This is a genomic window from Myroides odoratimimus (assembly GCF_030326305.1).
Taxonomy (GTDB): domain Bacteria; phylum Bacteroidota; class Bacteroidia; order Flavobacteriales; family Flavobacteriaceae; genus Flavobacterium; species Flavobacterium odoratimimum_A.
Genome location: NZ_JACAKB010000018.1, coordinates 18127 through 44785, shown reverse-complemented (window position 1 = coordinate 44785; position 26659 = coordinate 18127). Strand labels below are relative to the sequence as shown.

21 protein-coding genes and 1 pseudogene are annotated in these 26659 nt (G+C 33.1%); 12 read left to right on the top strand and 10 right to left on the bottom strand.

Features of this window, described 5'->3' with window-relative positions; genetic code table 11:
* Positions 1 to 102: 102 nt before the first annotated feature.
* The 4 genes from HX049_RS12730 (at position 103) to HX049_RS12715 (ending at position 3760) form a co-directional block, all read left to right on the top strand.
* Positions 103 to 699, top strand: a complete 597-nt coding sequence (locus HX049_RS12730; RefSeq protein ID WP_286416280.1) for a GrpB family protein — start codon at positions 103 to 105, stop codon at positions 697 to 699.
* 459 nt (positions 700 to 1158) lie between these two features.
* Positions 1159 to 1875 carry a hypothetical protein gene (locus tag HX049_RS12725; RefSeq protein WP_286416278.1) on the top strand — a complete coding sequence of 239 codons (717 nt, stop codon included), beginning with the start codon at positions 1159 to 1161 and terminating at the stop codon, positions 1873 to 1875.
* A gap of 4 nt (positions 1876 to 1879) precedes the next feature.
* The gene (locus tag HX049_RS12720) at positions 1880 to 2593 is read left to right on the top strand and encodes a DUF1963 domain-containing protein (RefSeq protein WP_286416277.1); all 714 of its coding nucleotides are present in this window, start codon (positions 1880 to 1882) and stop codon (positions 2591 to 2593) included.
* Positions 2594 to 2731: 138 nt separating this feature from the next.
* Positions 2732 to 3760 (top strand): NAD(P)-dependent alcohol dehydrogenase, encoded by a 1029-nt coding sequence (locus tag HX049_RS12715; RefSeq protein ID WP_286416276.1) that lies wholly within the window; start codon positions 2732 to 2734, stop codon positions 3758 to 3760.
* A 50-nt stretch (positions 3761 to 3810) separates the two neighbouring features.
* Here the strand turns inward: HX049_RS12715 and HX049_RS12710 are convergent, their stop codons facing one another.
* Positions 3811 to 4425: a DUF3267 domain-containing protein gene (locus HX049_RS12710; protein ID WP_286416273.1), complete on the bottom strand. Its 615-nt coding sequence runs from the start codon at positions 4423 to 4425 to the stop codon at positions 3811 to 3813.
* Between the two features lie 147 nt (positions 4426 to 4572).
* Here HX049_RS12710 and HX049_RS12705 point away from each other — a divergent pair, with 147 nt between their 5' ends.
* A complete protein-coding gene (locus tag HX049_RS12705; protein ID WP_286416271.1) occupies positions 4573 to 4866 on the top strand; it encodes a thioredoxin family protein in 294 nt (97 codons plus the stop codon).
* A gap of 173 nt (positions 4867 to 5039) precedes the next feature.
* Here HX049_RS12705 and HX049_RS12700 read toward each other — a convergent pair whose 3' ends face one another.
* From HX049_RS12700 to HX049_RS12685, 4 genes are all read right to left on the bottom strand, one after another.
* Positions 5040 to 5879, bottom strand: a complete 840-nt coding sequence (locus tag HX049_RS12700; RefSeq protein ID WP_286416269.1) for a hypothetical protein — start codon at positions 5877 to 5879, stop codon at positions 5040 to 5042.
* Positions 5880 to 5885: 6 nt separating this feature from the next.
* Complete coding sequence (locus HX049_RS12695; RefSeq protein ID WP_286416268.1) at positions 5886 to 6488, bottom strand: hypothetical protein; 603 nt, start codon at positions 6486 to 6488, stop codon at positions 5886 to 5888.
* A 205-nt stretch (positions 6489 to 6693) separates the two neighbouring features.
* On the bottom strand, positions 6694 to 7299 hold the full coding sequence (locus tag HX049_RS12690; RefSeq protein ID WP_286416266.1) for a hypothetical protein: 606 nt from the start codon (positions 7297 to 7299) through the stop codon (positions 6694 to 6696).
* A 50-nt stretch (positions 7300 to 7349) separates the two neighbouring features.
* Positions 7350 to 7976, bottom strand: a complete 627-nt coding sequence (locus HX049_RS12685) for a hypothetical protein (protein WP_286416265.1) — start codon at positions 7974 to 7976, stop codon at positions 7350 to 7352.
* 249 nt (positions 7977 to 8225) lie between these two features.
* On the opposite strand from HX049_RS12685, the gene HX049_RS12680 reads away from it, so the two are divergent.
* Positions 8226 to 8789 carry a YqiA/YcfP family alpha/beta fold hydrolase gene (locus HX049_RS12680; RefSeq protein ID WP_286416264.1) on the top strand — a complete coding sequence of 188 codons (564 nt, stop codon included), beginning with the start codon at positions 8226 to 8228 and terminating at the stop codon, positions 8787 to 8789.
* A 474-nt stretch (positions 8790 to 9263) separates the two neighbouring features.
* Here HX049_RS12680 and HX049_RS12675 read toward each other — a convergent pair whose 3' ends face one another.
* From HX049_RS12675 to HX049_RS12655, 5 genes are all read right to left on the bottom strand, one after another.
* Positions 9264 to 10379, bottom strand: a complete 1116-nt coding sequence (locus tag HX049_RS12675; RefSeq protein WP_286416262.1) for a metallophosphoesterase — start codon at positions 10377 to 10379, stop codon at positions 9264 to 9266.
* 1 nt (position 10380) lies between these two features.
* Positions 10381 to 12066 (bottom strand): RagB/SusD family nutrient uptake outer membrane protein, encoded by a 1686-nt coding sequence (locus HX049_RS12670; RefSeq protein WP_286416260.1) that lies wholly within the window; start codon positions 12064 to 12066, stop codon positions 10381 to 10383.
* An 11-nt stretch (positions 12067 to 12077) separates the two neighbouring features.
* A complete protein-coding gene (locus tag HX049_RS12665; protein ID WP_286416259.1) occupies positions 12078 to 15389 on the bottom strand; it encodes a SusC/RagA family TonB-linked outer membrane protein in 3312 nt (1103 codons plus the stop codon).
* 34 nt (positions 15390 to 15423) lie between these two features.
* Positions 15424 to 16314 (bottom strand): FecR family protein, encoded by an 891-nt coding sequence (locus tag HX049_RS12660; protein ID WP_286416257.1) that lies wholly within the window; start codon positions 16312 to 16314, stop codon positions 15424 to 15426.
* Between the two features lie 89 nt (positions 16315 to 16403).
* Complete coding sequence (locus HX049_RS12655; protein WP_286416254.1) at positions 16404 to 16949, bottom strand: RNA polymerase sigma factor; 546 nt, start codon at positions 16947 to 16949, stop codon at positions 16404 to 16406.
* Positions 16950 to 17324: 375 nt separating this feature from the next.
* Between HX049_RS12655 and HX049_RS18505 the strand changes: the two are divergent.
* The 6 genes and pseudogenes from HX049_RS18505 to HX049_RS12630 form a co-directional block, all read left to right on the top strand.
* Positions 17325 to 17465, top strand: a pseudogene (locus tag HX049_RS18505) (IS5/IS1182 family transposase); the annotation flags it as partial.
* 240 nt (positions 17466 to 17705) lie between these two features.
* Positions 17706 to 18245 carry an RNA polymerase sigma-70 factor gene (locus HX049_RS12650; RefSeq protein WP_286416252.1) on the top strand — a complete coding sequence of 180 codons (540 nt, stop codon included), beginning with the start codon at positions 17706 to 17708 and terminating at the stop codon, positions 18243 to 18245.
* A 95-nt stretch (positions 18246 to 18340) separates the two neighbouring features.
* Positions 18341 to 19270, top strand: coding sequence for a FecR family protein (locus HX049_RS12645; RefSeq protein ID WP_286416250.1), 930 nt, complete (start codon positions 18341 to 18343; stop codon positions 19268 to 19270).
* Positions 19271 to 19422: 152 nt separating this feature from the next.
* Positions 19423 to 22908 carry a TonB-dependent receptor gene (locus HX049_RS12640; RefSeq protein WP_286416248.1) on the top strand — a complete coding sequence of 1162 codons (3486 nt, stop codon included), beginning with the start codon at positions 19423 to 19425 and terminating at the stop codon, positions 22906 to 22908.
* Between the two features lie 12 nt (positions 22909 to 22920).
* Entirely contained in the window at positions 22921 to 24657 is a 1737-nt protein-coding gene (locus tag HX049_RS12635; RefSeq protein ID WP_286416246.1) for a RagB/SusD family nutrient uptake outer membrane protein, read from the top strand.
* Positions 24658 to 24673: 16 nt separating this feature from the next.
* Positions 24674 to 26659 (top strand): endonuclease/exonuclease/phosphatase family protein, encoded by a 1986-nt coding sequence (locus tag HX049_RS12630; RefSeq protein ID WP_286416244.1) that lies wholly within the window; start codon positions 24674 to 24676, stop codon positions 26657 to 26659.

Sequence of the window (26659 nt, the reverse complement as noted above, 5' to 3'; positions counted from 1 at the left end):
CACCAATATTGTTTATTGGTGCTTTTTTTAGCTTTAGATTAAAGTGTCTTAAGGAGTGAAGAGTATCTTTGTATTGAATAGAACCCAATATGTCGTAGAACCATGAAAGTAGCTTTTGAGAAATACAATCCTCAGTGGAGAGAAAAGTTTGACCTGATAAAAAGAGAATTAACACCTGTGTTAAGTCATCTAGAGCTACAGATAGAGCATATCGGGAGTACTTCTGTAGAGGGGTTATCTGCTAAGCCTATTATCGATATTATGATAGGATTAAAATCAGAACAAGATCTAGATAAACTGCCAAGTCTTATGACGGCAAAAGGATATATCTATTATGAACTATACAATGAAGACATGCCTTACAGACGTTTTTTCGTTAAACTAGATCAAGAGCCTAGTGTATATGGATTTCCTACTGAGATAGGTATAGGAGAACAAGTGCCTGAAGGACTGCATAATCACGATATAAGAGTAGCGAATATACATGCTATTGCAGTGGATAATATGAATTGGACACGTCATATCGCTTTTAGAGATTACTTAAGAGCACATCCTGCTGTAAAACAGGTGTATCAAGAATTAAAAGAAAAACTAAGTACAAAGGAGTGGAGAGATGGTAATCATTATAATGAAGGAAAGGATAGTTTTATAAAAACAGAAGAAGCTAAAGCTATAAAATGGTTTTTAAATAAAAAGTAATAATAATGCATCTTTAAATGTTAAAAAATAAAAGAAAGTTTATTGTTAGTTCGCATAAAAGCCGTAGCCTTATTTTAAGACCACGGCTTTTACTTTATATATCATAGACTATCTACAAGCATTATAATCTTGTGATACTTGTATATAGTTGATCTTTTGTTTTGGATGAGCGTAAAGTAGTTGTAATATCATTTCGTAGTGAGTCCGTTTTTTTGTCTAAAATAACGGACTCATTACAGACTCATAACGGACTTATTCTATCTCGTCTTACTATAACTGTACAGTTTCTTTGATATCCACTAACTGTATTGTGTTTTTTTAAGAAGAAAGTACCTCCTTGAGAATTAGTTAGATTGGTGTACTACTGTGGTAGTACTTCTATAAAATAGCTGTTTTTATTAAGGTGAAAGCAGATTTAAAAATGTATTTTCGTGTTTTATTATAGAAAAAAGAAAGTCAATGGAAATCGTGTTATACCCTAAATTTGAAGAGGTTTTTATAGATGATACAGTAAGGGGAATCTTCTATCCGCTGTGTACAGTGGAACTAGCTTCTGGTAAGAATGTACACTTTGTCTCTCATAATGGTATCTGGACAAATGATGAAAGAAATTCTGATCAGAACTCATTTGATCATTTTTGTTTCTCACTAAGGGAAGGTAAATATGTATTTAGTGGAGATATCACCCTATATAAAGGACATAAAGTGGCTCAGGCGGTATCTTCTGTATTAGAAGAAGAGTTCTGGACAAATGCAGACTATTATTTTAAAGCAAAGATGTCTTTAGGAGACTATACTGAGAGGGTAATGCCTTTAGTGGCTGATTTAGCTGATGATGAGCTAGATCTAGATACCTATATAGAGTTCTTCTATGCCTATTCTTTAAACAAATTAGTTTTTCAGAAAACAGGACAATTTGCTAAATATAGACAATTAATAGATGGTTTTGGCAAGGCAGATCCTAGCCCTTATGTGTATAAAGTGGGAGACGAAGATTTTGATACTACCTTGCGCTATAACGAACTAAGTGAGATAGCTCCAGCTTCTTTAATATCAAAAAATTATCTCCCTATAGGGATGACAATAGGATGTGAGTTCTTTACAGATGGCAATGACTGTGTACTTTATTATAATGAAAAAGAGGAAACCGTCATTTGCCTTAATACTTATTCTTAAGATTATGAAAACAATAGAACAACTAAAACAAGAGATAGGACGCACTGTTACAGCCTTTGAAGTAGGAGGTTTTCGTCCGTTAAATACCATTGAAGAATCATGGATTGCTCGTGTTACGGCATATAAAGAAGAAGAGGGAATACCACTAGATGATCAAGGGAGAGAGATGATTCCTTTGCTACAATTGTATTTACCTACTCTGCCTTTTGTACCCAAGGCTTTAGAGGGGATTGTATTACTGACTGTATTTATGTCTTATGAATTTCCTGAACAATTAGAACCAATGGGAAATAAATGGGTGATCAGAACTTATGATTCCTTAGAAGGTGTTGTTCAGAAGGAATTGACTAATAAGGATTCTATTTTACATCCATTTCCTTTAAAACCTCGATTAGAACAGGTAGATTATCCTATCTGGGACGGAGGAGGATTAACCTTAGAACAAGAGAATCGAATCTGTGAGATGGAGGATGAAGGGGTTATGGAGAGCTACTACGACGTGTTTGACGCACATTGTTATGATACTAAGTTAGGAGGGTATCCTTCTTACTGTCAGTCGGGTATCGGAGTAGATCAGGGGTATGGAGAGGGATACGAATTTGTATTCCAAATCTCGACTAATGAAAAAGTGAATTTGAATGTAGTAGATAATGGAAGTTTTATGTTTGCTTATAATAAACAATCAAAGGGTTGGAGCATCTATTATGATTTCTATTAATGTATTGCGTATTGTGTAGTTGTGCTGTGAATTAATAAGCATATTGATAGATTACTTGTGTAATGTATAGAGAACGGATATAAACTGACTCTTTTAATCCATTTTTGTAATTTAGTGAGTATACTTAAAACCATAATTATGAAAATGAAAGCAGTACGTTTTTTAGGACTACACGATGTGAAAATCGTTGATGATATGCCTATTCCTGTACCTACAGGAGAGCAAGTATTAATTAAAGTAGCGGGGGCTGGAGTCTGTCATTCAGATTTGCATGTGATAGATGACGGTATCGTACCAGGACCTTTTACCTTAGGTCATGAGAATGCTGGTTATGTAGAGGCAATGGGTGAAAGTGTAAAAGGATTTAAAAAAGGAGATGCCGTAGTGGTCTATGGTCCTTGGGGATGTGGGCATTGTAAGCCATGCAAACAATCTTCTGAGAACTACTGTGATAACCATGCGAGTCAGGCTGCAGGAGGAGGATTAGGATTAGATGGAGGGATGGCAGAGTATATGCTAGTACCTTCTTCTCGTTTATTAGTTCCGATAGGGGACTTAGACCCTACTATAGCAGCGCCTATTACAGATGCTGCTTTAACGCCATATTCTGCGATTAAGCGATCGTTGCATAAACTGTCTCCAGACTCTTATGTAGTTGTTATCGGTATTGGAGGCTTAGGACATACTGCCTTACAGATATTAAAGGCCATTAGTAGCGCTACTATTATTGCATGTGATATTACTCAAGACAAATTAGATTTCGCTAAGAAAATGGGAGCTACCTATACTGTTAATTCAGCAGATAAGGATGCTGCAGAGCAAATCGTAAAGATAACAGGTGCGAAGAAAGCTATAGCTGTACTTGACTTTGTAGGAGCGACCTCTACTATCGAATTAGGAGCAAAAGTAGTGGGATTAAATGCAGACCTTACCATCATAGGACTGTCAGGAGGTAACTATCCTTTTGGCTTTGGAAGAGTTCCTTTTGGGGTGAATGTATCTATACCGTATTGGGGATCTGAGGTAGAACTAATGGAAGTTATAGAACTAGCTAGACAAGGGCATATCCATATCGAAGTAGAGAAGTTTCCTTTGGATCAGGCTCTAGAGGTATATGATAAAATGAGAAAAGGAGAGCTGAAAGGTAGAGCCGTATTAATACCTTAAAAGACAGATAGTATATAAAAAGACAGCTTATAGGCTGTCTTTTTGTTTAGTTATGGTTTTAGTAAGTAGTATGCCGCTTCTGAAGGGTGATCTTGTACCCATGTATGTTTGTCTTCTTTATGGATGAGGTAAATAATCATAAAGTCTCCCATAGCTGATACAGTAAAAAATATGCCGAATAATAGCACTTCTAAGCTACCTGTCCATATAGCGAGTATAGAAGGGATAAAACCGAGTATAATAGCTGGCATGATTGCGCCTATACTATAGGCTCTGACTTTAAGTGGTTCTTTACAATGACAGTAGGGAGTGAGATATTCTTTTAGAATACCAAACTTTATAGACTTAAACCCTTTCTTTGCATATATAGCCCATGTAGCTCCATGTATAAGCTCATGTACTACGATTCCGAGAGTCATAACGACTATGTATAAGAAGCAATAGCCCATGACTAGTAATGGATGTAGTCCTTTTAGATTATAAATATTAATTATTTCTCCCCAAACGAGATAGTATACAGCAAAATTAACTATTGCAATAGGGATAAAGCTCAGTAGTGCATACCCATTTGCTTTTCCTAGATCAATGGTCTTCTTCTCTATGGTATAGTCTTCGAATCCTTCAGGCTTAGGTAGCCAAATAGGAGTAGTGGTATTTTCTTCCAAGGTCTGTTAGTTAGGTTATTAGGTATGTAAATTAAGAAAAAAAACAATATAATGTGCTTTGTACTGTTTAACCTCCCATTCGTATCTGACTTTCTGATAGAATCATCTCTAATTTTACTTTAGTCAAATGAATTAAAAAAAGAAGAAATGAAGTTAAATGAGATTTTAAAAGAAACAGATAAACCAGTATTGTTACAGTTTTTTGCAGAATGGTGTGGACCTTGTAAGATGTTGACTAGGATAATAGATGAATCTGTAGGAGAGATTACAGAGCATGTCTATTTGCAACGTATAGATGTAGATCAGCATCAGGAGATATCTGCTCAGTTTCACATACGAGCGATTCCTACTATGCTACTTGTAAATCAAGCAGGAGAGATATTGTGGAAACACACTGGAGTGATGGAGGTAAGAGATATCGTAAAAGAGATAACAAAGTAATTGATTATAAAGAGTTAGCCTAGTGTATATACTTTGGTATATTAGAGTATATAAAGGTTATAATTGCATTTTATATTATATGAGCAAGTAGGCTGATGGTCTACTTGCTTTTTTGATGTTATAAATAAAGGAGCTCATGGAGCTCCTTTTCTGTTTTTATTTGAACATACGTATTACTTCATTAATTCGCTAGTAAATAGAGAATTGTCTTTTAAGTGTATTGCCTCGTATTTAATAGGATATATGTAGTCATCTTTAGTTAGAGGAGTTGTAAGAAACTCTAAATATGCTAATATTAGTTCTTCATTATTTAAATCAGAAGTGTCAATAGAATTTTTACCAAAGAAAAGAACATGTACAGATGCATCAGCTAATATTTCCTTAGCTTCATTATATCGGTTTGTATCTTTATCTTTATATATATTAAATGCTGTTCTTATATTGTTACCTTGTTGCGCTGACTCAATAAGTAAATCCGCTCTTCTTCCAAAATAAGTACTAGCAATTAAAATAGGAGATTGGTTTTTTATTTCATTATATTTTTCGTCGGTGATATAAGATCCTGGAATATCCATATCTAGGGAATAAGTTATTCTTTCTCCTATACTTCTGTAAATTTTTTTAGAGCTTTTCTCTATACCATAATAATGCTTAGCAGCATCATAAGTATTGTAATATTTATCTAAAACTTTTAGATCAACTTCTGATGGAGTGTTAAAACTAAAAGAGACGTTTTGTTGTTGTTGTGCTATAAGAGGATATAATTCTTCTAGTTTTTTTAGCCAACTTTCTTTTGAGGTATCTGTTATCTCAAAACTTTTGATAGCAACAGAAGGAACAATAACTAAAGCCTTATCAGTAATAGCTATTTTTTTTACTTCTGAACTTGTTAATGAATTTTCACTGAAGATGGCACCTTGATAGAACTCATCTGATTTTGTAATATAGTGGGACTGAGCGAAAGTTGCACTACTAAAAGCTAAGGCAACTAGAGTATAAAGTATTTTTTTCATGATGTCTTAGTTTTTTGATTTGTATTCGAAGGCAATTTCTAAATATTTACCACTAGTATTCTTTAAGTGATCATATCTCTTTTTGAATGTAGTGTAGTCTACTTCTCCGTATTCTTGAAGAGAAGCTACGTTGTTTACATTTAATGTTTTATGTGCTCCTTTAATACGGAAGAATGAAGAGTATATGGATAAACTCTTTTTGTCCTCTGATATTTTAGCGAAAGTATAAGATGGATAGTCTTTAGTCGCTTGAATCACGATATTGTTATTCTGTATCTTAACAGTATATTCTTTTATTTTACTTTCGTTATAAGTAACCACTAACTTTTCTTTATCTAAGGTTAGTTGGATAGGTTTTAAGTAGGCTAGAGTAGGTTTCCATTCTTTAGAGACAGTAGTTCCTAGATCTGTAGTCGCATTGTCTTTAAAAGATACTTGCTTAATAACATTCTGAGTACTAAAATCAAAAATAATTGCCGTGGCAGGCTCCGGTTTTTCTGGATCAACAATAGGTGGCTTTACTGGGCTGCTGTCATCACTACTACAAGAAGCAGTGATAACTCCTATGGCTAGACATAGGGTAAAAAGTTTTACAGTGGTACGTATCATATCAATTCGTGTTTGTTACAAGGTGTAAGATATGTTTTTTTGTTAAAATTAACAATGTTAAATATCCTCTATTATGTGATTTATACTGTAAAGTAGCTTATGTAGAAGGATGCATAATACTATTTAGTTGATGTTGATATAAGTACTGATAATTATGTCAAAACATGTCTTTTGAAAAATAGTAAAAAAGTAATAAAAAAGGAGCTCATGGAGCTCCTTGTACTATTTTATATTCAAGAGAAATGCGTAAATACTTTCCTTTAATATCTTTTAGATGATCGAATTGTTTGGTAAAGGACAATAAATCGATTGCTTGATAGTCGTGTATTTCTTCTTTTTGTGTCATTAATGAAACCTTGTCTAATCCATCTATTTGATAGAAAGAAGAATATAGTGTGATGCTTTTATTATCCTTTGCAAGCGTTGCAGCTGGTAGAAGAACGCCATCACCTCTGATAAAGTGAATAGTATGATCTATCAGTTTGATTACATAGTTTGTATCTTTTCCATTGTTTAGTATTACACGTAGGCGCTCTCCATCTAATGTCATGGATATAGGTCGGATAGCTTCTATTTCCTTTTCCCAATCTTGGTCTAAGGCTGTTGTCCCTTGATTGTTAATTGCTTTATCTATGAAGGTACTCTGTTGTTCTATAAATACAGAGCTAAAACTATAGGTATGAGGCTCTGTTAGATCAATAATTTCCTCTTCTACAGGTGGAGTGATTTTGATATAATCATCACTACTACAACTAATAGTAAGAAGGCCTAGTGATAATATAGAAATAAATAATCTACTGAATTTAATCATTTCTAAATAACATTAATCATAAAGTAAAGATAGACAATACCTAGAAATATTTATTCTTTTATTTCATTGTTAAGATGTGTATTTTGATCTGCAAATGATTTACCACAGTTATGGCAAAGGCCTTTGCTAGGATCTACATCTTCTTCTTGAGTTTCCCATATATAAGTAGTACCACATGAGCATTCTATAACATAGAAGGGCTCTTGATCAGGTGTTGTTATAAATTTATGGAATACCCCAAAGTCAAGGTTCAACTTACTTATCTTTTTGAGTTCTTTTTTCTTGATTACTCCTATATAATAAGCTTCATCTCCTCTCTCTAGATTGCAGACCGTATAATTCTTAGGAAGTTTTTTACGGATTTGATTAATCATATAAGCAAGAGCTTCCCCCTTGTCAATCTTTTCTTTTTTTACAGCTTTAGAGACTTTTTTGTCTAATTTCTTTTCATTGATTACGAAATCTTCACCTAGTGTATTCATTCTTTGGCTGATAAAAGAGATGGCATCACTATCTAGATGCGGAGCATTAGCATTGACTTTATATAAGATTTTGTTCTTAAGTAAGAAGTTAAATAAGGCATCTTCAGGAACGGTATCTTTTGTACTTTGTAGAATACGAGTGTACTCCTCAGGAGATAGTAATGCATTTAGCACTTGTTGATTCGCTTGTTTCATAACGGTTTTGTTTTTTTGGTTACATTATCGTTAGTTGAGTGGGTAAGAAATCTTCCTCCAAGATACAAATTAATTTAAGTAAGAAATGTTAATAATGCGAATAATATTTCTTTGTGCATTAAGTAAAATGTTGTTTATCGTGTGTTTTAAAATGTTTTTTATAAAAAAAGATTGTATATGTAATGGATTACTGTACATTTAGCCTGCGATAGTATAGATGATTATTATCGATTAATCAAATAATAAACAATGGACAACCTTTTTTTACTATACATCCATGGATATGGATCAAACAGAGAATCACGTAAATTTTATAATATAAAAGAGTCTTTGCCAGACTTTCCGGCTGCGGTTTTTGAATGGGATGAGAACACAGATTTTAAGTTGTTATTACAAACAGCTGTAAGACAGACTGCAGAGATTGAACAGATCATTTTAGTAGGAGACTCTACAGGAGCTAATCTAGCGTACCAAGTAAGAGAAGCTCGAAAAGCACTAGGGTTAAAGACAATATTAGTACTAACAAGTCCATTGCTAGACTATGATAAACGCCTTAATGCTGATCTACAGTTTACAGAGAATCTCCAAGAGAGTTTAATAAAAATAAACAATGTAGAGGATGCATTAGTGATTATGGCTAAAGAAGATGAGGTAATTGACTTTAGTAATTTTGATGTAAAGAGTAATGCTTCTAATAGTACTGTGATCTATGTAGAGGATAATCACAGGTTAGAAGGATTTATCAATTATGTTGGCTATATAATAGGTTATATTGTCAATAAGAGTGTTAGACCAGAAGTAGAAGTAAACTAAAATAGCAAAGCAACCTGAGGGTTGCTTTTTTTAGATATTTTGCACGCTTGTTGGATGTAATTAAAAGGTATGTGAGTTATGTGTATAGAAAAAGAATCAGAGGAATAAGTACTTGTTATATCAAGGTGCTATAATTTAAGATAATTGATTTATAACGAACTAATTAAATACAAATAATAAAAACCAATAATTACAAAGCAGTCAGTGTTTATGTAAATTATAAGTTCGCTTTTAACCATCGCAATTTTGAGGTTTTGTGAGGGTTTAAAAGAAGAGAGTTTTATGAGTGAAAGTATCTTTGGCTAGTATTCAGAATTTAATATTAGATAATCTGAACAGTATAGTATTGGGACTTGTAATACAGAAATGACAGGGAGTGCTTATGACTGGGTATTAAGAGGATGTTTTTAAGAAGATGAGGTATAAGTAAAAAATCACCAAGAATCGTCTTGGTGATTTTTGTTGTTATTTTGATTAATCTAAACGAATTAGGTATTGATTTCTTTCATCTCTTTTATGAGCTAAATGAGCTGTTTTTGGGGAGATACCAAATAAAGGAGAGAAGGTCTTAACCTTAATCGTTCTATTGTCGTCATAGAATTCTAATATTCTTATAAAGCCGTCTCCTCCGTTACCTTGATGACCACCACCTTCAGATTGCATATCAAAGAGCATCTGGTGTACTTCTTGTCCAAAGTTATTTTTATCTACTCTATATCCTTCTCCCGAAATATGTCCAGATAGGACTAATTGCATATTCTTTGTGTCTTTTACTATTTTATTCCAAATCTGTTGTCCATTATTAGATTCAGGGAGTAATATTCTGTCTGATTTTCTTTCTTTTTTATCCTTAAAGTAAGGTTCAAAGATTATCCATTTGTTATCTCCTTCTAATCTTGTATCATCGCGATTGAGATAGGCGTGTGTTAACAAGACGATTTGATGATTTTCATATTGTTTAAATTTTAAAACTTCATTTGCCCAGTTTAAAGTTGTGTTTCGTGGAGCGTATTCTAAGTTGACAATCAGGTAATCTTTATTGTTAATTCCTTTAAACTCATACATGGTATTCGTTAGAGTAGGTAAGTTATGCTCATTAAGTCCATGTTGTACAAGATGTTTTTGATTTAAGTAATTCTTAGTTATAGGGAAGTACTTGTCATATTGGGTAGTTCTCGTTCCTTTAGAGTCTATGGTGTAATCGTGATTTCCTGTTGCTAGAATATAAGGAATCTTATGATCTAAGATAGTAAAGGATTTATCTATAAACTCCCATTGTTGCTTAGAAGAAAGATTTCCATTTAATCCAGGAAGAATTATATCATCTTGTTCTACTAAGTCACCAGTGCACAGTACCATTTTAATATTTAATTGATCTATATTAGCCTCTATCCATCTATTAATTAGGTCTAGTATAGGTTGATTTTGGCTATACTTAGAATAGTTTTGAATATCAGGAATTAAAATCATAGACCAAGAGTTTGGCTCGTCTAATTCTACTTTTGTCGCGTATTTTTGAGCAAGAGAAATAGGGGATGCTAATAAAAAAAGCACCCCTATTTGGAAATATAAACTATACAAACACTTCATTTTAATAACCAGGGTTTTGGGTAAGGTTAGAATTGATAATAATTTCTTTTGACGGAATAGGCCATAAGTATTGCTTATTCTTATCAAAAGCCCTGATAGCTAATACTTTTATTTTTCCTTTACTAAGTAAACGGTCAAATACAGGTAATCCATTTTCATCTATGGTTGGTGTTTCTGACCAGAACCATAGTCCTTTATCAACTACTTCTTTTTTTAGTTTGTCAGGGTCTAACATGCCATAATTTGGTCTAGTTAGGGCGATTTCGGCATGTTTCCAACGTATAATATCTTCAATTCTTCTATTTTCCCAAGCAAACTCTACTCTTCTTTCTATTCTAAGGTATTTTCTCATTTCAGTTTGTGATGAGATAGTTAGTAATGGAGCAGTAATACCTGAGTCATTATAAGCGCGTGCTCTTACTTGGTTAAACGCTTTAAGCATTTCGCTATCTAATTGGTTTAGTTCTATTTTTGCCTCTGTATAAATTAGTAGTACATCAGCATATCTCATAATAACAATGTCAGCATCTGAATAAGAATCATCAGACCAGTCTGTATCAACTCCTTTTTTTAGTGTTAATCCATTATAAGAAGCATAGGTATCTACAGATCTTGTGTCTTTATTTTTTACTTGCTTACCTGTTGTAGTGTTAAGAACATTAGTCGAGTAAGGGTTAGGATCATAAATATATCCAAGGTGATCAGTACCAAATTCTACTATAGTTTCTTTTAATCTAGGATCTCTGTTTTTAAATGGGTTTCGAGGATTAAAAAGAGGGGATTGATCTATTGTTTTTCCATCAGTGCATAGATAAGTAGCAAATAATTCCCAAGAAGGTTGTGCTACAGAGCTTCCACCAGCATTTCTAGTATAGAAATTTTTAACTGAGAATATAGAATTATGTTGAGCAGAACGTGGAATAGCAAAAACAGTTTCAGAAGAATTCTTAGTTTTAGAAAGGAAATATTCACCATAATTACTGTGTAGCTTATAATTATTTAGTTTTATACACTCTTCAGCAGCCTTACGTGCTATTTCATAATCGTGAAGATTTAATGCTGTTTTAGCCTTAAAGGCTAATGTAGCGCCTTTTGTTAATCTTGAATTCTGTGTTCCATTGTACTTAATAGGTAGGTTATTGATTGCAAAGTTAAAATCATTGTATACTTCTTGTAAAATAATTCTTTTATCAGTTCTTCCCATTTTGAAGGCTTCCTCTATCGTAAGAGTTTGAGTATAAAAAGGAACATCACCAAAGAAGAATAGTAATCTACCGTAGAATATAGCTCTAAAGGCACGTGCTTCAGCTTCAAACTGTTTTCTATCTACTTCTGATAGATTACCTCTATTTTGCGCTAAGTTTTCTAATATAGTATTTGCTCTAGCAATTCCCTTATAAGTATTCTTCCACAATGCAGCACTTGTACCCCATTCACTATTAATCGTACCAGCAGCATATTCATTCATTACTTGTCTTTGAGACCAGTTATCTGTTAATCGTTCACCAGCCCAACCTGTCTCAAGATTCCATAAGTACTCTCTATAAAAATCATTAATAGAAAGTTCGTATTCATTTTTATCAGAATACCAATTCTCTGAAGAAGCACTAGAAGGAGGGTTTAAATCTAAATCAGCACAACTGCATGTAAAGATAAGTAAGCTAAGTATATAAAGTGTTTTTTTCATTTTAGATAATATTAGAAGTTAACAGATACCCCGAAGTTGAATGATTTAGCGATGTATGCATTATATGCTGATTCTGGATCATATCCCTTTGGAAAATTACTGAATGTAAAATAGTCGTTTAGAGAAATAAATACTTTAAGCTTGTCTAAATGCATTGAGTTTACTAAATCTTTAGGGAAATTATAAGCTAAAGTGATATTCTTAATACGGAAATAAGCTCCATTAATTAACCAGAAATCAGACATTTTATAGTTGTTGTTTTCTGCGCTTATATGCGATAATCTAGGATATTTAGCATTTAGATTTTGTTCCACAGTATTGTATGGGCTCCAATATTGACCATCTATTTCTTGCATTGGACTTGTCCATGAAGATTGGAAAGGTCTGATTTGGTTTTCTGTCAATAGACTTTTTTGTTTTCCAACTCCTTGGAAAGCTATTCCTAATTCCACTCCTTTGTAATCAAGGTTAATATGCCCACCAAATATGTAACGAGGTAGTGATGAACCTAAAGGCACACGATCGTAATCTGGTGATATGATTCCATCAGGAATACCATTAGGTCCACTTATATCTAGATATTTAATATCTCCTGGTTTTACAGCATTAGATAGTTTAGGGCTATTATCTATTTGTTCTTTATTTTGAAATATACCATCAGAAATATATCCGTACCATTCGTTAAATGAAGTTCCTTGTCTTATGATTTTTCCATTAGACATAACGATACGTCCTCCCAAGTCCCCCATAGTGGTTCTAGAGTCTGATAGATTAGCTCCTATAGAGTATTTTAGGTCACCAATCTGATCTCGCCAATTAATATCTAAGTCCCAACCTTCAGTGTGCATATTACCAGCGTTCTGTTGAGGGTTTTCAAATCCCATAAAAGCAGGAATCTCTAACTCTAACAGCATATCTCGTGTCTTCTTTTTATAATAATCAGCTGTGATACTAAGGCGATTTCTTAAGAAATTAATATCTAAACCAAAATCAATTGATTCTGTTGTTTCCCAAGTAATGTTCTGGATAGCGTATTGCGTTTGAGCAGCAGTTAGAGCAGAGATAATCTGGTTGTCTTTATAGAATAATGTATTAGAAAAATTGATTGAAGATTGATATGGATAGTTTCCGATTCGTTCATTTCCTAGAGTACCCCAAGAACCTCTAAGTTTTAAGTAGCTTATTACATTTTGGTTTTTCATGAAGTTTTCTTCTGATACTGTCCACCCTGCAGAAAAAGAAGGAAATATCCCCCATCTGTGATCTTTGTGAAAGCGCGAAGAACCATCTCTACGAATATTAGCTTGCAAATGATATTTGTTGTCAAATGAATAGATTAATCTAGAGAAAAGAGATTGATAAGCTGTCTCTGTTTTATCGCCAGAGTTAGTCATAAATTCTACAGGAGCAAGGTCTAAATATGGAAAATTAGGCAATTCCATATTCATCGCTTTAGCGCCTAAATTATCTATAGAAGAATAATTATCTTCATACCCTAATAATAGATTAATACTATGTTTTTTTAGATCTTTAGTGTAAGTAGCAAGTACTTGTTTTGTCAGTATTTTGCTTTCGTTTCTATTCTCTATTAGAGTATTGTTTGTATGACCATTTATATAGCCTGAGAAGCGCTCAGGGTTCTCAGCATCATAATATTCTATTTTTTTTGTAAAGTTCTTTCTTCTATCAAAAGCTAGTTGTGGGGCTAAAACTAATGAAACTTTTAAATCTTGAATTGGCGTAAAGTTCAAGGCTACTCTTCCGTATATTTTATCAGAGTGATGTCTTTTAGTTCCGCCATGATACAAACTAGCATAGGCATTAGAACCTGATTTTCCCTCAGCTATTCTTCCATCTTGCCAAGTAGCAGCATATACAGGAGCATAACGCATAGCTTCCCATACAGGGTCATTAACAGGGGAGGTCTGTTGGATTGTATTATATGATAAATCAATATCTCCAGAGATAAAATCATTAACCTTGATATTGTTATTTACACGAGTCATAATCCTCTTGTAATTCTCAACATCATAAATTGCTTTGATATTCTCATAATCCACACTTGCACGCGTCTTAATTCGCTCACCACCACCAGAAAGAGAGAAGGAGTGTCTTTCTTTTGCAGAAGAATCTTTTAGTAAGAGATCTTGCCAGTCTGTAATAGGGTATTTATTAGGGGTCTCTAAGTTATTCTGATGCCAATTGTCTATGTCTTGTTTGCTATAGATACCATATTCTCCTCCAGGAGCTGTACCTGCATCATTCCAAGACATTTCATTGATCATCTCCATGTAGCGTTTATAACCAACAGACTTAGGCATCATCGTAGGTTTTTCAAAGGCGTAATCAGATTTATAAGAGAAGTGAAATTCGTTATCTTTAGCGCGTTTAGTTGTAATTAAAATAACTCCTGCAGCTGCTCTAGCTCCATAAATAGAAGCCGCTGCTGCATCTTTTAAGACAGATATTTCTTCGATATCATTAGCGTTTACTTGATCCATATCATCTTGTGCCACTCCATCTACAATAATTAATGGATCTGTATTACCTATAGTAGTCACACCACGAACTTTGATATTAGCTTTAGCACCAGTTTTACTTGAGTTACGTGTTACCATTACTCCTGATAGTTGTCCTTGAAGAGCCTGCGAAAGCTGTGTTGTATTTCGCTGTTCTATTGCATCTCCACTAACCTGTCCTACTGAACCTGTAATATCTTTCTTCTTAGCTGTTCCATAACCAATTACTACAATCTCATCTAGATTAGACGCTTCTTCTCTCATTTTGATATTCATTATAGAAGAAGCCTTTACCATTTGATCTTGAAAACCAATAAAAGAGACTTTTATTAAGTCATTTGGATTTGCTTTGATATCAAAATTTCCATCTAAGTCAGTAATGGTAGACTGTGTATTACTTAAGTTTTCTATGGTTGCTCCAGGTAATGTAAGTCCATTGTTGTCCAATACTCTTCCTTTAAGCATACTTAAAGCGATAGAAGAGTTTCCTTTTTTGATAGAAAGTAGATTGTCCTCTAATTTATAAGATAGATTAACTTTGGCTTGTAATGAACTTAATATTTGTTGAAGAGTAAGCGTTTTACTACTAAAGTTTACCTTAATACTCTGAGGTAATTCATCAGTATAGTAAATCTTAATAGAAGTTTGTTTCTCTATTGTTTTTATTAATTCATTGATTGTTAATTCATTTTTAGGGAGTGCTAAATTAATTTGAGAAGGTGATTGTCCTAGAGTAATATTTGACCATATCAGACAAGCTAGCGCTATTACAGGGAGCTTAATTTTTTTGTAGTTTTTTTTCATGGTTTAAGTGCATAATAGATTTTTAAATGTTTAGTTATTTTTTAAAAATTGAGATCTCTTTATCTTGTTTTTTATAGGAAAGGTCTTCTAAGAAGCAGATACTTCTCAGAATAGCAAACAACTCATGTTTTGGATATTGTCCATGTAAGATGGTTTGGGTACTTACACGATGATCAACGTGGATATGGATACGGTAGTATTCTTCCAACTGCTTGATAGCTTTATCTAAAGAGATATTATTAAAGTCAAAGTATGAAGTCTGAGCGAGTAAAGTATTATGAGCAAGTCTATTATTATGCCATACCAAACTATCATTAGCATGTAATATTCTTAACGAAGAATCTTTAGGGTTTTCTACTGATACTATTCCTTCTATCACGCGAACTTTATGGCTATTAGAAGCCTTATCACTTACTGTAAATGTTGTTCCTAGAACTGTAGTGTTAAGGTGATCAGACTTGACTAAGAAAGGAAGATCTCTGTTTTTGGCTACTTTAAATAACGCAGTACCTTTTAGTTTTACTGAACGATTAGAGGTATTGTATTGATCGTTAATTTCTAATGTAGTACCAGGTTCTAGAATAATAATAGTGTTGTCATCTAAAGTGATACTTGTAGTCTTTTCTGCATAATATACATTAGTAGAAGAATTATATTGATTCCATAAAAAAACACCACTTAACAAAGGTATTGTAAGGCAAGCAGCCCAGGTAGCAGTGCGTCTAAAGCGCATGCGTCGAGTATGTACTTTCTGACTAACTACTATTTTATTATGTAATCTGTTTTCAACAGTTTCTTTGTCTGCGATGGTAGATGTACCTGTTTGTTGTAATCTTTCTAACCAAGAAGTTAAAAATTGATTTTCTTGATCAGATGAATTTTTCTTTAAATATTGATCTATAATATTTCTAATCTTGTTTTCCATGAATAGTGCTTATATCTATAAAGTGTGCTATTCTATAAATGGTACTATGCGAAAAACTGGATTTAATGATTACTTAGTATAGGTAATAATTACTTAACGAATAAAAGAAAGAAGAAAAAGGCTTCTACAGAATAAGAAAGATTAGCTCTTAATAAGGATAATGCCTTGTTTAATTGGTTTTTAACTGTGTTTTCTGACAAGTTTAGGAGTTGAGCAATTTCAGAATAAGACTTCTGACTGTAATATCTCAACTGAAAAATTTCTAAACATTTTTCTGGTAATATTTCTGTAGCTTTTGATTTGACTTGTTTTAGTAGGTAAAGTTTAAATTGTTCTTGTTCCTCTACAGTAAGTAATTCAAATTCTGATAATGCCTCATAAGCAGTCTCTAGTTCTACAGAAGTAAATTTTCTATTGCGCAAATATTCTAGACATTTATATTTAACAGCTGTATAAAGATAGGCTTTAAAATTCTCAATATGTAAGGTATCAAATCTCTTCCAAAGATCAATAAATACTTCTTGAATGATATCTTCTGTCTGTGCAGTATTTTGAGTTAGGTTATTAGCATAAATATACAGAGACTCCCAATAAGACGTATACAAGTTGTTTACGAATCTATCTTTATTAGTCATTATTATATTATTTTGAGACCAAAATTATCTTATAATAATAGTAATGTTCTTTCTCTAACTTTACTAAAGCATTAAGCTTTTTTATGTAATAAGTACATTATTTCTAAAAAGTAGTGTTTTTATAAGGATATATTGTGTGTGTTTTACAAGGTATAGTATTGATATACTGATAAAAGAGAGAGAGTTTAAGTGAGAATAGATGTTAGTGTATGATTAAGGAAGTGTAAAGAAATAACTATAAGGTAGGAGTTTTTATGTTTTATGCGACGTCTTCTTATAGAGATTATTATATGTTGATCTACTAGGAAATTGCTTGCTGTATTCTTGTACATTTCTTCCTAAGATGGGCATTTTGGGCAATAAAAGTGCTAGAATTCCTTTGAAAGAACGAATTATTGGTTATATAGCCTTCGTTCTTTATTCAATAGGTTCGACACCACACTTTCTAGTTGGATGGCGTGGAACTTCATTGCTTTAGGACTGAAAAAGTTTTATAAAACTAAAAAGTCAAGATGACTCCATTTCAAGAAAGTAAGAGCCTGGATAAATAATTAAAAATTAATTAAAAAATATTAATAAGTAAATGTGATAATTATGTTATAATAATAAGAAATAGGAATTGTTTGTTAATTAAACTTAGCGAGTAAAAATGAAATAAATAGTAGGTGGTAATCTTAACGATTTAATAAAATTGAAGACAGGCTATAATATTACATTTGATCCTATATGAAAACCTACTAAAAGTAACAACATATAATGATAAGTAAAGAGAAAGTGTTTGATGCTTTATATGAAAAGCATTGGTCTGAGCTATATGCTTTTGCTCTTAACGTAACAAGGGATAAAGTGATAGCAGAAGATATTGTACAAGAGGTTTTTATTGATTATTGGAGCCGCATGAATACCATTAATGTAGAGCTACCAAGGGCTTATTTTTTTCAAGCTGTTCGAAATCAATGTGCAAAAGTATTGAGTAATAGAAACTTCAATCAAGTACAAATAGAGAATATAGCTTCTTTAGTTCCAGATCTTGACGAGATACAGTTTGAAGAAGTAAAACAACAATTATTGAACGAGATTAATCAAACAGCAATTTCACTTCTACCAGATAAATGCTTAACTATTTTTAAAATGCGTTTTTACGAGCAGTTGTCTTATAAAGAGATTGCTTCTCGTCTAAATATTTCTGAAAGTACAGTAGAGAATCAAGTGAACAAGGCTTTAAAACTGTTGCGAGGAAAGACAAGATATATTACAGATATGCATTTTTCTGTATTGTTAAGTATTATGTGTTAAGTAAAGTTTAGCTGTATTATCTAATCGTTAAGTATGATTTGATACATAGGTGTTTTTTAAAATGGAAGAACATCATAGTATAAAGCATACTAAGAATGATAAAACAGTTTAAAAAAATATTGTCAAAATACGCAGAAGGAAATAGTAATAAAGAAGAAGAATCTTTAGTTAATCAGTATTTTGATCGCATGCAAATGGAAGGTGTGCTTCCAAAAGATGTAAGTACAGCTGTTGGTGAAAGGATGAAAAGAAGAATAAACCTTCGCATTAAACCAGTCCAAAAAACGCCTTTTGCAATGTACTATAAGATAGCAGCAGCAGTAACAATTGTTTTATCATTATCTTATTATTTTCTTTTCCCTTCAACAAAAGAAATAGAATATGTGGAGCAATTTGCAGTTAAAGGACAACAGCTTCAGTTTTATTTAAGTGACTCTACCTATGTACACTTAAATTCAAATAGTAAATTAATCTACCCTAAAACATTTAACGGAAATTCTCGTGAAGTACAATTATTAGGAGAAGCTTTTTTTGAAGTAAAACACACTTCAAGAGATACTCCGTTTTTGGTTGTTAGCCCTAAATTAAGAACACAAGTATTAGGAACAAAGTTTAATGTAAACGATAGTCCTAACGAAACAGTACAAGTAAGTGTTTATGAAGGAAAAGTAAAAGTAGAAGACAAACAAACTAAGCAACAGGTTATTTTGGCAAAAGATGAACAAGTGACTTGGACAGATGCAGTAAGTTCATTACAGAAAGCGACTATACAAGAGCGTCAGTTTAATCAATGGTATAAAGGAGAAGTCAAATTTAATCAAATGGGAATCCAAGAAGTAATTACAGTATTGAATAGGCGTTTCAATACGCATTTGCAGTTAGCATCAAGTAATTTACCAACTTCAACAATTAGTGGTGATTTTACAAGCGATAAAATTGAAGATATCCTTCAAAGTTTGCAATTTATATACGGTCTTCAATATAAGAAGCAAAGTGATGGGAAGATTATAGTACACCTCAAATAGTTTATGTCTAACCACAATATTATGAAATGAAATAACACAACTACAATTAACTACAAAGAAAAAACCTGTACAAAGTGGCAGCGATGAACAGGTTTAGAAGTGATAATTAATTATCCAGCAGAACAATTAACTAAAAAACAAAGATAACAATTATGTATCTCAAATTATTCAAAGGAGGTAAGAAATTATATACTCCATTAGCTACTGCTTTGCTTTTTTTACACTTATTAAGTGCAGAAAACACTTATGCACAAGAAAAAGCAGCGACACCGATTTCAATTCAGTTGAATCAAGCTTCTATTACAGATGTTTTTAACGCCATTAAAAAACAATCAAATTACACTTTAATTTATAGTGATAAAGTAACCGCTTTGACCAAAAAAGTGGATATGCATATTGACGCTAAAGACATAAAAGGTGTTTTAGATTATATGTCTAAACAATATGGAATTACTTATCAAATTACAGGTTCAACTATCTCTGTGAAATTAGGAGAAGTAAAAACACAAAAGATAAAAGGAATTGTAATGGACGAACAAGGATTGGGGGTCCCAGGAGCTACAGTTATATTAAAGGGAACGGACAAAGGTGTGAGTACAGATTTGGACGGAAATTTTGCTTTGGATGCTGTAGAGGGAAAAGACAGAGTACAAATTTCTTTTATTGGATATAAAACAGTTGAAGTAATAGCAGCTGCTAATTTAAAAGTAGCTTTAGTAGAAGACCAAACTAATTTAGATGAAGTAGTAGTGGTAGGATATGGAAAGCAAAAACGAGTAAATGTTACAGGAGCTGTAGATCAAGTAGGAGCAGAGGTGTTTAAAGATCGCCCTGTTTCTAACGTAGCTAAAGCATTACAAGGAGAAATAGGAAACCTAAACCTTATCATTGGAGATGGAAAACCTACCAGAAGTGCAACATTTAATGTGCGTGGTACAACTTCAATTGGAGGAGGAGGGAATGCTTTGGTATTAATAGATGGAGTACCTGGTGATCCTTCTTTATTAAATCCCAATGATATAGAAAGTGTATCTGTTCTTAAAGATGCTGCTTCTGCAGCTATTTATGGAGCAAGAGGAAGTTTTGGAGTAGTTCTAATTACCACTAAAGCATCTAAAAATGAAAAGTCAAAGATTAACTTTTCTACCTCTTTTTCAGTTTTAGATCATACAGTCAAACCTGATTTAGTGACTAATGGATACCAATGGGCGAAACAATTTGACGACGCTTATTATTCTTGGAATGATTACAAAATGCATCCGTCTAAAGCAAATAGCGTATTTCCTTTTTCTATGGAATATTTGCAACAACTAAAGGAACGCGACGAAAACCCAAGTTTGAGTAAAGTAGATATTGATCCTGTAACGGGAAAATATGTGTACTATGGAAATACAGACTGGATGAAAGAGTTGTATGCAGATATGATTACAGCACAAGAGTATAATTTAAGTGCCAGTGGAGGAGGAGAAAAAGCAAGCTATTATTTATCAGGTAGAATAAATTCTCAAGACGGTATTTTTAGATATAACCCCGATAAATTTAATATGTATAATTTAAGAGGGAAAGGGTCTTTACAAGCAACAAGTTGGTTGAAGTTAGAAAATAACTTTGAATATGCTGAAATGGATTATTTTTTTCCAATCTTAAATCACCCTTCAGATACACCAGTTTGGCGTAGAATATCAGACGAGGCCTTCCCTGTAGCGATGATGTTTAATCCTGATGGAACCTTAACACACAATGCGGCAATTGTATTTGGTAGTTTTGTTTCAGGAGGAAATTATTCAGATACAAACAGACAACAATTGAGAAATACAACAAGTTTTGTTGCTGACGTAATTAAAGATGATTTGAAGCTATATGGAGATTTTACTTTTAGGAATTTAAATGAAGTAGAAACGAAACAATATACTCCAGTGCCATATAGTACCAAACCAGGAGAGTTGCTTGAAAGAGGAGAGAATAAGTTAGAAGAGTTGCAAGAGAAAACGACTTATAAAGGGATGAATCTTTATGCAGAATATAAAAAGCAATTCGGTAGTCACTATTTGAAAGGATTAGTAGGATATAATTACGAAAAATTGCGTTTAGACAAGCGCACTTTAGAACGTAATGAGTTAACGAATTCTTTATTACCTGATTTTGGCTTAGCAACTGGAGAGAATATTGTTTTAAAAGGAGGAGGATATCAATGGGCGACTTTAGGGGCTTTCTTTCGATTGAATTATAATTTCAGAGAAAAGTATTTTATAGAAGTAAATGGGAGATATGATGGTTCTTCAAAATTCCCACAGAATCAACAGTGGGGGTTCTTTCCATCAACTTCTGTAGGGTATCGTTTATCACAAGAGAACTTTTGGCAAAACAGCCGTTTAGCAGATATTTTATCTGAGTTGAAATTTAGAGCTTCTTATGGTTCATTAGGAAATGGAAATATCTCTCCTTATCAGTATTTAGAAACGATGTCTGTTAATCAATTAAATGTTTTATTAAACGGAAAAAATCCATTGTATACAAATAAGCCAAATGTAATTCCTAATGGATTAACATGGGAGAAGGCTACTACATTCAATATTGGTTTTGATACAGAATGGTTTAACCGACGATTAACAACTTCTTTTGATTGGTATAAACGTGTTACAACAGATATGTATACACAAGGTACTCCTCTGCCACAAGTATTTGGAGCAACAGAACCTAAAGGAAACTATGCCGATTTAGAAACAAAAGGATGGGAGTTGTCGATTGCTTGGAGAGATAAAATCAACTTTAAAAAACCTTTGACTTATAAGTTCCGATTTATTCTTTCAGACAATCAGTCTAAGATTACAAAATTTAATAATCCAACAAATTCATTAGACACATATTACAACGGAATGAAGATAGGAGAAATATGGGGATTTGAAAATGCGGGTTATTTTAGTGATCAGAATGATATTAATAATCATGCAGATCAAAGCTATATCCGTGTTTCTGCAGCAAATATATTAATGCCTGGAGATATCAAATTTACTGATTTAAATGGAGATGGAGTAATTAATATAGGCGATAATACACTAGATAACCCTGGAGATAGAAAAATTATTGGAAATTCAGCACCTCGTTTTAATTTCGGTTTCAATACTGATTTGGAGTGGAATGATTTCTTTGTATCTGCCTTTTTTCAAGGGGTAGGTAAACGCGATTTTTGGCCTGGAGCAGACAACTCTTTATTTTGGGGTGCATACAATAGACCATATAGTTGGCATCCAACAAAAATGAATGATATGATGTGGTCTGAAGAGAATCCAGATGCTTATTTTCCAAGGATGAGAGGGTATGTTGCACTTAATAATAGAGGTGAGCTACAAGTACAACAAAGCAAGTATATCCAAAATGCAGCTTATATCCGCTTAAAGAACTTAACAATAGGATATAACTTTCCCAAACAGATGTTAGAAAAGAATAAAATAGAGAGTTTAAGAATTTTCTTTTCAGGACAAAACTTATGGACCTATTCACCCATGTTTAGAGTCTTAAAAACAATGGATCCTGAAGTAATTGATGGAGCAGATCCAGAATTGTCACCAAACGCTGGTAATGGAATGCGTTATCCGATGTTAAAAACATTCTCTTTAGGAATCGATATTACTTTTTAAAACAAGCAAACAATGAAAAAAATAATATTAATAGCTGCTTTAGCAGGTTTGTTTATCACAACTTCTTGTTCAAACGACTTGGATCAATTACCCTTTGATAAACTTTCACCAGATGTAGCTTTTACAACAGAAAAAGATTTAGAATTATATAGCAATTCTTTTTATAAAATATTACCTAACGGAAATGATGTCGTTCGTGGAGATAATATGTCTGATTATGTTATTGGTCGAACAATCAATAACTATTTAACAGGTACTTATACAGCTTATGATAGTGGGGGTTGGAGTTGGAGTGATTTGAGAAATATCAATTATTTTTTAGAAAAATCAAAAGGAGCTAAGATCATAGATAAACGGAAAGCACATTACGAAGGATTGGCTCGCTTTTTCAGAGCGTGGTTTTACTTTGATAAAGTAAAGCGTTTTGGCGATGTGCCTTGGTATGACAAAACACTAACAGTAGATGATCCCGATTTGTATAAACCAAGAGATACAAGAGAATTGGTGATGCAAAAGGTTTTAGAAGATTTAGATTTTGCAATTAGTGCTATTGAAGGAGGAAAAGATAATAGTGCTTCACGAATTACCAAACAAGTTGCATTAGCTTTTAAATCTCGAGTATGTCTTTTTGAAGGAACGTATCGAAAATATCATACAGATTTAGGGTTGGTTGGTAGTTCATCAGAGTGGTTAAAACAAGCTGCTAATGCCGCAGATGAATTAATGAAAACATCTTCTTATCGCTTAAATACAGCGCAAGGGAATCAAAGCTATCGAAACTTGTTTAATAAAGAAGCTGTAGAAGCTTCAGAAGTGATATTAGCGGCTAATGCAAGTGCAGCTTATAGAATCTTTAATGATGCAAATTGGTATTATACCAGTGCAACGTATGGGAATCGCTCTAATTTGACTAAATCGTTTATCAATACCTATTTAAATATAGATGGCACTCGCTTTACAGATAAAGCTGGGCATGCAACTATACCTTTTTGGGAAGAAGTAAAAGGCAGAGATCAACGTTTAGAACAAACCATTCGAATGGGAGATTACAAAAGAGATGGACAAGCTGCTGCTCCTGATTTCACCTATACTTATACAGGTTATCAACCCAAAAAATTAACCTTAGATTCTTCTGCTACAGATGGAGTAGCAGAAAATAATAATACACTGCCTTTAATTAGGTATGCTGAGGTTTTGTTGAATTATGCTGAAGCAAAAGCCGAATTAGAAGAATTTACAGGTGCTGATTGGGACAAAACAATCAAACTGCTAAGAGAAAGAGCAGGTATTACCAATAGTAGTATACCAACAGTCGCAGATGCTTATTTAAAACAAGAGTTTTTTCCAAACATATCAGATGCGAATTTATTAGAAATTCGAAGAGAAAGAGGAATAGAGCTGGTGTTAGAAGGCTTTAGGTATGATGATTTAAGACGTTGGAAGTTGGGAGGGCTTTTAACCAAAAGTTATGAGGGTATGTATGTACCAGCCATGAATACACCATTAGATATGAATGGGGATGGTAAGTCAGATGTTTCTTTTGTAACAAAAGTACCTGCAAATCCACAAAAAGGAGTGTACTACTATATTATTGATAACAATCAGTATAAGTTGTCTAATGGTGATTCTGGGACACTTATAATCATGGACAATCTAAAACGTACCTATGAAAACCATCAGTATGTATACCCAATTCCATATAGTGCAATTGTATTAAATAGTAAATTAAATCAGAATCAAGGTTGGTAATTTAATTGTAATAGAAATGAAAAGTCAAATAATAAGAATAATTCAAGTAGTGGTTTTATTACTTTGTTGTATCTCTTGTAATTATGAAGATGATTATACAAATAAAAACCCAAAGGAGGATCCTACAAATTTGTTTACTCTAACAGCCTTGGTGGTAAATAAGATAGAGTCTCCTTTAGCTAAGGCAGAAGTAACTTTATATGATGAAAAGCAGAAAGAGATAAAGAAACTGGAATCTTCAACAACAGGAGCAGCTGTGTTTAGCGATTTGGTTACTGGAAGCTATAAGTTAAAGAGTAGTTACGAAAATCAAGTCAATGAAGTAGTGGTAGAAATAAAGAATGAAGACAAAGAAGTCAAGATCAAATTAGATATTGCTCCAAAGGATGTTGTTCTTCAAAATTCTCCTATTGTAATTACTGGAATACAAGCCGATCCACGAGGGACAGATGCAGCTGCTAATGGCACATCTTCTACTTATGATGGAGGCAAAGTAGTTGTAAATCATATTGGAGGGTATGAGTATGTACAGTTAATGGCTTTAGAGGATATTGATTTTGAGCATACACCTTATAGTGTAGTTATGGCAAACAATGGTATTGTTGGAGATAGAGGATGGGCACAAGGAGGAAATGTAACCTATAAGTTTGATTTAGTATCAGGAAAGGCAAAAAAGGGAACCTTCTTTTATGTAGGAGGAAAGTCAAAGGTACTTTCAGGTTATGGCAGTTGTGGAAAAAGTACAGATATCAGTACGTCTAATTGGATTGCTACAAAAGATTATAAATTAGAAGCAGGAGACGGTTTTGGAGACCCTAATGGAGGAATCTTAGGAAATTTAGGAAAAGATGGTCAGAATGTAGCAGATGGTGTTGCAGTGTTCAAAGGAACAACAGTTACAGGAGAATCAATTCCTTTAGACGCTGTTTTTTATGGTACATCATTAGAAGGAATATATGATTCTGTTAACAATTGGGGATATCGTGTGCCAGAACAAAATGACCGTTATGCAACAAAAGATAAAGAAGGTAAAGCACAACCGTTTTTTGGACAAGGTTCCAATATACATTTGTTTAGTCAACCAGGTTCGGATGTAGGAGATTTTATCAAGTTAGGTGGCTCTACAGATAGAAAGGAATGGAAGGTACTGAGAAATTCTACTATTGTACAGTTAAGTTATTGTGCAGGAGAATCTTCTTTAACAGACATCGAGAGAGCTAATGGAGTAACAGTATTTGCAGAAGGAAATACAACACCAGAAGTAACCCAGCCTTCAAAAGGAAATGTAAGTGTCATGTCTTTTAATATTCGTCATCACGATGCTAAAGATCCTTATTCATTAGAGAGTAGAAAGGAGTATATCTTACAAGTGATTATAGACGAAATGCCAGACATTGTTGGGTTGCAAGAGTTTTCTGATAATTGGTTTGAAATGTGGATGCAACAACAGATGGCAGCCAAAGGTTATGGGTATTATATGGATGAAGCTAATTCATACGGATCACCTAAAGTGATCTTCTATAAAAAAGATCGTTTTGATTTGAGAGGGAGTGCTACTTATCAAATGAAATATACCGAGAATAGGAGTGGGGCATGGGTGGTGTTATTTGACAAGCAAAAGCAAAAAGAATATTTTGTAACGAATAGTCATTGGACAACTGTTTCTTCAGAAGATAGAACAAAAATGGCTAAAGATGTCGTTAATATTATCGAACAAAATTACCAGAATCGCCCTGTAATTTGTATAGGAGATTTTAATGGACAACCTCATACTACAGAAATTAATGTTTTAAAAACAACAATGCAACCAAAATTGTTGAATGCTGTAGACGAATCATTAAAAACATTTCACAAATGGGGGCCAACAGGGTCAACTACTTTAGATTATATCTTTTATTCTTCTCCTTTCAAATTAATAGAAGGAAAAGTAATACGAACAAGTTTTGGCGCAATATGGCCTTCAGATCATTGGCCTGTTATGGCAACTTTTACGATAGATTAA

Bases quoted from the DNA above. Each gene is read 5' to 3' on its own strand.
- HX049_RS12720 (WP_286416277.1), top strand. From the start codon at position 1,880: ATGAAAACAATAGAACAACTAAAACAAGAGATAGGACGCACTGTTACA.
- HX049_RS12640 (WP_286416248.1), top strand. From the start codon at position 19,423: ATGTATCTCAAATTATTCAAAGGAGGTAAGAAATTATATACTCCATTA.
- HX049_RS12665 (WP_286416259.1), bottom strand. From the start codon at position 15,389: ATGAAAAAAAACTACAAAAAAATTAAGCTCCCTGTAATAGCGCTAGCT.
- HX049_RS12690 (WP_286416266.1), bottom strand. From the start codon at position 7,299: ATGATTAAATTCAGTAGATTATTTATTTCTATATTATCACTAGGCCTT.
- HX049_RS12660 (WP_286416257.1), bottom strand. From the start codon at position 16,314: ATGGAAAACAAGATTAGAAATATTATAGATCAATATTTAAAGAAAAAT.
- HX049_RS12715 (WP_286416276.1), top strand. From the start codon at position 2,732: ATGAAAATGAAAGCAGTACGTTTTTTAGGACTACACGATGTGAAAATC.
- HX049_RS12700 (WP_286416269.1), bottom strand. From the start codon at position 5,879: ATGAAAAAAATACTTTATACTCTAGTTGCCTTAGCTTTTAGTAGTGCA.
- HX049_RS12635 (WP_286416246.1), top strand. From the start codon at position 22,921: ATGAAAAAAATAATATTAATAGCTGCTTTAGCAGGTTTGTTTATCACA.
- HX049_RS12680 (WP_286416264.1), top strand. From the start codon at position 8,226: ATGGACAACCTTTTTTTACTATACATCCATGGATATGGATCAAACAGA.
- HX049_RS12675 (WP_286416262.1), bottom strand. From the start codon at position 10,379: ATGAAGTGTTTGTATAGTTTATATTTCCAAATAGGGGTGCTTTTTTTA.
- HX049_RS12725 (WP_286416278.1), top strand. From the start codon at position 1,159: ATGGAAATCGTGTTATACCCTAAATTTGAAGAGGTTTTTATAGATGAT.
- HX049_RS12630 (WP_286416244.1), top strand. From the start codon at position 24,674: ATGAAAAGTCAAATAATAAGAATAATTCAAGTAGTGGTTTTATTACTT.
- HX049_RS12650 (WP_286416252.1), top strand. From the start codon at position 17,706: ATGATAAGTAAAGAGAAAGTGTTTGATGCTTTATATGAAAAGCATTGG.
- HX049_RS12645 (WP_286416250.1), top strand. From the start codon at position 18,341: ATGATAAAACAGTTTAAAAAAATATTGTCAAAATACGCAGAAGGAAAT.
- HX049_RS12695 (WP_286416268.1), bottom strand. From the start codon at position 6,488: ATGATACGTACCACTGTAAAACTTTTTACCCTATGTCTAGCCATAGGA.
- HX049_RS12685 (WP_286416265.1), bottom strand. From the start codon at position 7,976: ATGAAACAAGCGAATCAACAAGTGCTAAATGCATTACTATCTCCTGAG.
- HX049_RS12730 (WP_286416280.1), top strand. From the start codon at position 103: ATGAAAGTAGCTTTTGAGAAATACAATCCTCAGTGGAGAGAAAAGTTT.
- HX049_RS12670 (WP_286416260.1), bottom strand. From the start codon at position 12,066: ATGAAAAAAACACTTTATATACTTAGCTTACTTATCTTTACATGCAGT.
- HX049_RS12705 (WP_286416271.1), top strand. From the start codon at position 4,573: ATGAAGTTAAATGAGATTTTAAAAGAAACAGATAAACCAGTATTGTTA.
- HX049_RS12655 (WP_286416254.1), bottom strand. From the start codon at position 16,949: ATGACTAATAAAGATAGATTCGTAAACAACTTGTATACGTCTTATTGG.